At 53.5% G+C, this 7,129-nt stretch carries 9 protein-coding genes; 7 read left to right on the top strand and 2 right to left on the bottom strand.

What is annotated here, in order from left to right; genetic code table 11:
* Positions 1-171 precede the first annotated feature (171 nt).
* Positions 172-702 (top strand): hypothetical protein, encoded by a 531-nt coding sequence (locus tag ACR0NJ_RS12885; protein WP_480817535.1) that lies wholly within the window; start codon positions 172-174, stop codon positions 700-702.
* A gap of 371 nt (positions 703-1,073) precedes the next feature.
* Positions 1,074-2,438 carry an alpha/beta fold hydrolase gene (locus ACR0NJ_RS12880; RefSeq protein ID WP_480817534.1) on the top strand — a complete coding sequence of 455 codons (1,365 nt, stop codon included), beginning with the start codon at positions 1,074-1,076 and terminating at the stop codon, positions 2,436-2,438.
* A 344-nt stretch (positions 2,439-2,782) separates the two neighbouring features.
* On the opposite strand, the gene ACR0NJ_RS12875 is transcribed toward ACR0NJ_RS12880, so the two are convergent.
* Both ACR0NJ_RS12875 and ACR0NJ_RS12870 read right to left on the bottom strand, forming a co-directional pair.
* On the bottom strand, positions 2,783-3,415 hold the full coding sequence (locus ACR0NJ_RS12875; protein WP_480817533.1) for a tyrosine-type recombinase/integrase: 633 nt from the start codon (positions 3,413-3,415) through the stop codon (positions 2,783-2,785).
* Between the two features lie 273 nt (positions 3,416-3,688).
* A complete protein-coding gene (locus ACR0NJ_RS12870; protein WP_480817532.1) occupies positions 3,689-4,270 on the bottom strand; it encodes a TetR/AcrR family transcriptional regulator C-terminal ligand-binding domain-containing protein in 582 nt (193 codons plus the stop codon).
* A gap of 124 nt (positions 4,271-4,394) precedes the next feature.
* Between ACR0NJ_RS12870 and ACR0NJ_RS12865 the strand changes: the two genes are divergently transcribed.
* The 5 genes from ACR0NJ_RS12865 (at position 4,395) to ACR0NJ_RS12845 (ending at position 7,125) form a co-directional block, all read left to right on the top strand.
* The gene (locus ACR0NJ_RS12865; RefSeq protein ID WP_480817531.1) at positions 4,395-4,985 is read left to right on the top strand and encodes a YceI family protein; all 591 of its coding nucleotides are present in this window, start codon (positions 4,395-4,397) and stop codon (positions 4,983-4,985) included.
* 65 nt (positions 4,986-5,050) lie between these two features.
* The gene (locus tag ACR0NJ_RS12860; RefSeq protein ID WP_480817530.1) at positions 5,051-5,590 is read left to right on the top strand and encodes a luciferase domain-containing protein; all 540 of its coding nucleotides are present in this window, start codon (positions 5,051-5,053) and stop codon (positions 5,588-5,590) included.
* Between the two features lie 209 nt (positions 5,591-5,799).
* Positions 5,800-6,135 carry a hypothetical protein gene (locus tag ACR0NJ_RS12855; RefSeq protein WP_480817529.1) on the top strand — a complete coding sequence of 112 codons (336 nt, stop codon included), beginning with the start codon at positions 5,800-5,802 and terminating at the stop codon, positions 6,133-6,135.
* A 190-nt stretch (positions 6,136-6,325) separates the two neighbouring features.
* The gene (locus ACR0NJ_RS12850; protein ID WP_480817528.1) at positions 6,326-6,661 is read left to right on the top strand and encodes a DUF411 domain-containing protein; all 336 of its coding nucleotides are present in this window, start codon (positions 6,326-6,328) and stop codon (positions 6,659-6,661) included.
* Positions 6,661-7,125, top strand: a complete 465-nt coding sequence (locus ACR0NJ_RS12845; RefSeq protein WP_480817527.1) for a c-type cytochrome — start codon at positions 6,661-6,663, stop codon at positions 7,123-7,125. The genes ACR0NJ_RS12850 and ACR0NJ_RS12845 overlap by 1 nt, the downstream gene beginning before the upstream one ends.
* Positions 7,126-7,129: the final 4 nt, after the last annotated feature.

Here is a 7,129-nt window from a genome sequence, read left to right as displayed (position 1 = left end):
GCAAATCCGCCGCATAATCAAACAATCAGATGCGCCACACCCTCTCTTAGATCAGGCAGCCATCTGTCCCATAATCCCTGACGACGGACAGGCGCGAACACCTATGATCTCCGTCGCGAACTGTCATCTTACTATGAGAAACTGCCAGGCTGGATCGAGGCCGGACGACACATGGCGGGACAAAGCCCAACGCTTGATCTGAGTGTTGCAGTGGCTGACTACAATGTAGACAGAGATGCGGATCGACTCTCCGTGGCGCTTGAGCAAATCCGGCAAAGGGCGCCATTGGATGCCCGTCTGCATTTGTTTATGGGGTGGGGCTACAACTGGGCCGGGTTTCCTAAAATGGCATTGAGCTGCTTTCAGACGGCGCTACGGTTGGGCCGATATGGAGCCGTTTTCGTGGGTGCTTCCGGAGGTGCTGCCACCTCTTGCGTAATGCTTGGTCGAGACCGTGATGCTATCGCCTACGCAGAGGCAGGTTTGCGCTTTTCAAAGAACTATGCCCCACTCCACAGCACGAGGGCTGCTGCTCACGCAATGCTTGGGGAACCTGAAAAGGCGTCTGCGGCGTTGGCGCAAATGCTGCAAATGGAACCTGATGAAACGATCTCGAAATGGCGTAGCAACGTGGACTATGGCGGTTCAGAAGGCGCTGAACGTTACTTTGAAGCGCTTCGCCGGGCAGGGTTGCCAGAATAGCGGTGCCGGAACCAAGTTGAGTTGGTGAATTCGAAAGCTTGTTAACGCATCTTTTTTACTAAAAGGCTCGGATTTGATTGTCCGCTTCGGGCTGCCATCGGTCACAGATGAGAAGAGCTACTGACTGGCACCTTTAGAATTGATATTTCGAAGTGAACCTTAGTTAGCAACGCGAAATGCGTTAATCATTCACCTTAATTCTAGGTTTCGCCAGCCAATAAGACATTTTGCTCGGCTGTGTGTTTCAACGCAAGTTTGGGAACTTGCAGGCTTAGCAAAATGCCCAGGCACAAGTTTTGGTCACAAAAATCTATTCGTCTGTTAACTTTGGTTCAGAGGAATTGGTTTAGCTAAAAGGATCACATCGACTGATGAAGCGGAAAATTGCTGCGATCCTAAGCCTCGATGTCGTCGATTATACCAAGCGCATGTCAGTGGATGCTGAGACCACGCTGAACACTCTACAACGCATTTTGGACGATGTGATCAGACCGTTGGTCCATGAAAACAAAGGACGAATATTCAAGCTGATGGGAGATGGTGCTTTGGTTGAGTTTGTTGCAGCCAAAGACGCAATTAATGCTGCCAGCCAGATTTTCAATCAGATGAGAGATGAAGACGTAACACTTCGAGGAGGTCTCCACGTTGGCGACGTAATGCCGAATGGCACAGACTTGTTCGGAGAGGCCGTGAATGTTGCGTCGCGCCTTCAGTCCAGCGCGCATATTGGAAGTTGTCTCGTCAGCAAGACAGCTGCTGAAGTTGCGGGAACTTCGCTGGCGGTTGCTTTGCGACCAGAAAGCTCGATACGGTTGAAGGGAATTCCAAATCCAGTGGAAGCCTACTCTATTGATTTAGATGGTGACAAAAGACGCGCAAAGAACAAGCTGCTGGCTAACTCTCAAGACGTCCGCTTTGCAAAATCAAAAGACGGTACAACGCTTGCCTGGACATCCAGTGGAAGCGGTAGAAAGTTACTGGTCACACCAAACTGGCTCAGGCATCTGGAATACGATTGGACGATGAACACCATCGCCGGGTGGTTGCCGCTGCTTTCTGAAAATCACTGCCTTTATCGGTTTGATGGTAGAAACAATGGCTTGTCCCAGCGGGGCGTGCAGGATGTGTCTTTGAATCGAATCGTCGAAGATGTTGAGGCCGTACTGGACGCAGCCGGGATCGAAAAAGTTCCATTGTTTGGGATTTCTTTTGGGGCAACCATTGCGGCGGCTTTTGCCGCACATAATCCTGACCGTGTTTCGGGGTTGGTTCTACTCGGTGGATTCGCACAAGGACTCGCGGTGCGTTCACAGCCCGGAATTGCCGCGCTTGGACAAGCAATGATGGATATGAGTCTTGAAGGCTGGAACGATGAATACCCTTCTGCAAGAGACTTGATGGCCCAATCATTTGCTCCAACCGCAAGTCCGCATGACCAGCGCACTTATGCAGAATTTATGAAAGTGGCAATGGACCATCAGGATTGGCTCAAGATAGGACCACTGGTCGCAGGGGTCGACGTAACCGATCTACTTCTGCGGATCACCTGTCCGGCTCTGGTTATGCACGCTAATCGAGACAGGATGCACAGTGTTGAACAAGGTAGGATATTCGCCTCCGGCATCAAGAATGCGCGCTTTATTGGCCTTGAGACAGCAAACAATACGATGCCAGAGTATGATCCTGCCTGGCCTAAAGCCCTAGTGGAAATAGAGCGTTTTTTGAATTCAATTTGAGCAGTGTACATTGTTCATCGCCAAAACTTTATTGTTCGAAGGTAAGAGGATGCCGTGCGCCCTTCGATTTTCGATACTGGAATTTGAAAACTCTAGGCTTCTCGTCATCGACCGCTTTGTCCTGATCTCGGAAATTGCAAAGTCTTGTTACGAATGTCCGGTTTCGGCTGTTTGCGGCCCTCCGGCGCAAGCGGCCAATGTCGGTGGCGCCCGCATCCTGAGATTTCGCAGACTTCGAGATATTGCGTTTGCAACGAATGGCCGGTTCAACGAGCCGCGCCGCAGCATCTCGACCAGGTGGTGGAGGTCGGCTTTGGGCCGCCCGCGAGGGCGACCCGTTGGCCTTAGATCTCTATCGCTTCGGCGATTGCTAAGGCATCCTCGAGTTCGACGCCGAGATACCGGACTGTACTGTCCATCTTAGTATGGCCAAGCAGAAGCTGAACAGCGCGTAGGTTTCCGGTCTTCTTGTAGATCTGAGTGACCTTGGTTCTCCTCATTGAATGGGTGCCATAGGCGCTCGCCTCGAGACCGATCGATGTAACCCAGTCCCGGACGATCCGCGCATATTGCCGGGTCGAGATGTGCAAGCGCTCATGAAACCGACCTGGCCAGAGGTACTCTGAACCGACCATCAGCTTATCTTCCATCCACTTCTCAACAGAGGCACGTGTGCCTTCGGATATCTCAAAGCGCACGGGTTTCTGCGTCTTGCTTTGTAGGACCGAAGCCCGTTCCTTGATCTGACCCGATGACATGACATCGGCGACCTTCATCTTTACCAGATCGCAGCCGCGGAGCTGGCTGTCGATTGCCATGGTGAAGAGCGCAAGATCGCGATGGTTTTCGGCAAGTTCGAGGCGCACTCGTATCGCCCAGACATGTTTAGGTTTCAGCGGGCGCTTTTGACCTACAATACGCCCTTTGTTCCAGGCTGGGCGAAGTACGCGGATGGCAGATAAGTTTGGGGTTTCCATGGTTGATCCTCCGATCCGCCATGCCCGCCCACAACGACAACCCGACGTTGACACGATAGAATATCATAGGATGCCTCATGCTGCTCCAATGACAGCAACGCACAGAAAGCTGACTTTGCAAACCTCGACGAACGATCATAGCAAACGTTTGCCTAGACCTTTTGGGGCAACCGCTATTAGGAACGGGCTGGACACGCATTTGATCACAATTTGCTGTTCTGCCGAAATCTCGCGCCTGTTGCTGGTCGCTTTGATTGCAAAGTCAGGCGATGGTCACTGCCCCGAATTGGTTTCCGCGACACTGCAAAGCAGATCGACATGTCGATCCAACCAATCTTCGTCTAGGGCCTCGTGACGTATGAGCTTGCGAAAATAAGGTGCAGCGACTGCTAGTTCTATGAGTTGGTCAACCGGAACGTCGGCGGTGATCTCACCGCGGCCGATTGCGGCTGCAAATACTGCTTCAACGCTTGCGAACCTGTCTTTCATGAATTCAGTGATCACCAACCGCGCTTCTGCATCGGTGGACGCAGCAGCGACCACCTGAGGCGCGATTTGACCCCATGGTGTGTCATTCAAGGCTCCCATCAATACTCTGAGCAACCAGCGCAGGTCAGATCGCAGCGGGCCATCGGTTTTGGGCGGTATGTTCGGCGGTGTTGCGACGCGCCTGAATGCTGCATCACGCAGACTGCGCGCATCTGGCCAGTGCCTGTAAAGTGTGCTCCGCGAAATGCCCGTTGCCTTTGAAACCGCGCTATGAGTTACGTGCAACACGCCCGCATCCATCAGTGTTCTTTGCGCTGCATCAAGCGCGGCCTGCCGTGTGGCGATCAGCCTAGGATCTTCTTTCAATCGCCCCTCCTATAGAACATTGTGTTGCACAGTAGAACATTTTGTTCTAAAAGTATGGCCAGCCAAAAACTAAAGCTCAATACTCAATTCCGCGAACACGTCTTGTCAAAATGGGAGCGTATCAATGTTCAAAGTGGCAGCAACCCCGCTAGCGGTACTCTTATCGGTGGGCGCGACAACCGCATTGTCCGAGAGTGGTACGTACGAGCTGGACCCCGGGCACAGCCAGGTATTGTTCAGCTACAACCACATCGGGTTCTCAGAAACGTTTGGAATGTTCTCAGGTTTTAGCGGTGAGATTGAGTTCGACGAAGATGATCCGTCTGGGTCATCTGTCACAGTGTCTATGCCTGTGAAATCCATGATCACGGGCTGGGACGCCCGTTTGCAACACTTCATGTCCGATGACTTTTTCAGTGCGAGTGACAGTGACATGGTCACATTCGCCTCGACCAGCATTGAAGTGACCGGTGACAATACCGCGAATATTTCTGGCGATCTGACCATGAATGGCGTCACCAAACCTGTTGTTCTGGAAACAACGCTTAACAAGTCGGCGCCATACCCGTTTGGCGAAAAGGAGGGCACGCCGACCATGGGGCTAGCAGCCACGGCGACTATCGTGCGGTCTGAATTCGGACTTGGGGCCTTTGCACCAGCGGTGAGCGACGAAATAGAGCTCTTGATCAATATCGAAGCGTTAAAGGCTGAATGATGTGTGCAGGGGAGCTGATACTGCGCCGAGCGCTCATTCTTAACTTTTGACTGGCTGACAACAAAATGATTGTGTTCCTGAGACTACTGGCGGCTGCCGCGACAGCGGTGGCACTGACGTGCCCGCTGGCATTCGCGCAAGAACGCTCCTTGCCGGAGCGCACCTCACCCCGTCCCGAAACGACAAGCGGCGTACCCCATACTCAGATTGGTGTCGAAATTGATGCCGATTTGGCCCAGCTATTGCTGAAGCGTGTTGCGCAATTCCCAGGGGTCACACTTGGCCCGACACGCATATCGCTTCCTGGCGCAATTGGTTTTCAGCTTGATCCCGACATGTTGTTGTCTCAACCGAACTCTATCGTTGGTGGGTTTGAGTTTGCGCACATGCATCCTGATGGCAGCTTGCACGCTTCGCTAGACCCCGCAATGGCGCGACGGGCAGTTGAGGCGGGTTGGGCCGTAGCGCACCCGTGGGCCAATCAACGTCCTGGGTGGAGCGGCTTTGTCATGATCTATACACCGACGACACCCGAAGAGTTGGATGTCGTCATCGATCTGGTTGAAAGCTCGTACACCTTCATCACCGGCATCACTCTGGGCTAAATGCCCACCTGCTGACCTTTCCGTTGCTGACCAATGCGCAGGTCAGTCAAAATTCAGATTTACCGGAATTTCAGGTGATTCATGTACCACCGCTCTAGACGGGCCGGATCCAGAGATGTGGCGCAACTTCAATGGATGCAACTAGGATCGTTTGCTTCGACACATCCTCGTAACTTGTCAAAACTACATACCCCCAGTAGATATTTGGTATGTTTCGCCTGGTCCTGTCGATACTTCTTGTTGTTGCATTCTCTGGCGCATCCGCAGCGTCCGTGAAACATGGCTTGACCCATGGATCGGATCATTCTGGTCATCATGCTCAAATAGCGGACGACGAGCCGTTGGCTAATGCCGAGAAAGCTGTTGCGGATTGTTGCGACACCACCAGCGGCATGAGTTCAGCATCCTGTTTTGGTGATCTTGTCGCCACGGCGGGGATTTCGCCGATTGCTCCAGTGGCGATCTCAGAGTGTGGTGTGACGCAAGCTGATTCCGATTTTTCGGGCCTCGCAATGGGCGTCCCCACCGGTCCTCCGAAAGCCTGAACGGCAACGGGCGCCCGCCCGCAATCCGTTCAAATTTCACATCAAAGGACCGACAGACATGATCACACGTCGTCACTTCACCACACTGTCTGCAACTGCTCTCATCGCGACCGCTCTTCCCGTCCGAGCAGGCACCCCAATGCATGTGCTAAGCTCACCAGGTTGCGGATGTTGTCACGCATGGGCCGACTTGGCTCGCGCACGTGGCTACGCCGTCACCGTTGAGGAACTGACGGACCCCGAAGCACAGAAGTCAGCGCGGGGTATCCCGCTGAATCTCGCATCCTGTCATACCATTGAAGCCGATGGCTATGTCTTTGAAGGCCATGTGCCGTTCGAAGCACTGGAAGCTGTGTTGAGGGATCGGCCTGGCATCATGGGGCTTGCTGTTCCTGGCATGCCAATGGGCTCACCTGGTATGGGCGACGATCCGTCCGCCCGTTACGACGTCATTGCATTTGGAGGAGAGGCTGGGGCCGGTACGGTATACTACCGCGCGGGCACCGCGCAGCCGTTCGATACCTGATGCTAGGGCGCACAACACTCTTGGTCACCGGTGGGCTTGCGCTCACCGGTTTCGCCGTAGCTTTCGTTCTGGCCCAGTCCTCCGAAGCGGTCGGTCTATTGACACCGGATAACGCCAAACTGGTTGCCTCTGGCCAAGAAATATACGCGGGCCAATGTGCTGCCTGCCACGGTGAGAACCTTGAAGGACAGCCAAACTGGCAGATACGCGGCGAGGATGGTTTGCTACCAGCACCGCCGCATGACGCCACAGGGCATACGTGGCACCACGATGATGAAACGCTTTTCACCCTGACTAAATTTGGCCTGGCCGGACTGATGGAAAATGCGCCCCCAACCGGTATGCCGGTCTATGAAGGTGTGTTGAGCGATGACGAAATCATAGCGGTGCTATCCTTTATCAAGTCAACCTGGCCCGATGACCTTCGTGAGTACCACGACGCACTGAATGCCCAATCCGAATAGAGGA

This window comes from Ruegeria sp. F11, assembly GCF_056533855.1.
The sequence above is the reverse complement of the archived record's forward strand: the minus strand, read 5'-3'. Positions and strand labels throughout refer to the sequence as shown.

Coding starts and splice junctions, on each gene's coding strand:
- ACR0NJ_RS12885 (WP_480817535.1), top strand. CDS start 172: ATGGCGGGACAAAGCCCAACGCTTGATCTGAGTGTTGCAGTGGCTGAC.
- ACR0NJ_RS12880 (WP_480817534.1), top strand. CDS start 1,074: ATGAAGCGGAAAATTGCTGCGATCCTAAGCCTCGATGTCGTCGATTAT.
- ACR0NJ_RS12875 (WP_480817533.1), bottom strand. CDS start 3,415: ATGGAAACCCCAAACTTATCTGCCATCCGCGTACTTCGCCCAGCCTGG.
- ACR0NJ_RS12865 (WP_480817531.1), top strand. CDS start 4,395: ATGTTCAAAGTGGCAGCAACCCCGCTAGCGGTACTCTTATCGGTGGGC.
- ACR0NJ_RS12860 (WP_480817530.1), top strand. CDS start 5,051: ATGATTGTGTTCCTGAGACTACTGGCGGCTGCCGCGACAGCGGTGGCA.
- ACR0NJ_RS12855 (WP_480817529.1), top strand. CDS start 5,800: ATGTTTCGCCTGGTCCTGTCGATACTTCTTGTTGTTGCATTCTCTGGC.
- ACR0NJ_RS12845 (WP_480817527.1), top strand. CDS start 6,661: ATGCTAGGGCGCACAACACTCTTGGTCACCGGTGGGCTTGCGCTCACC.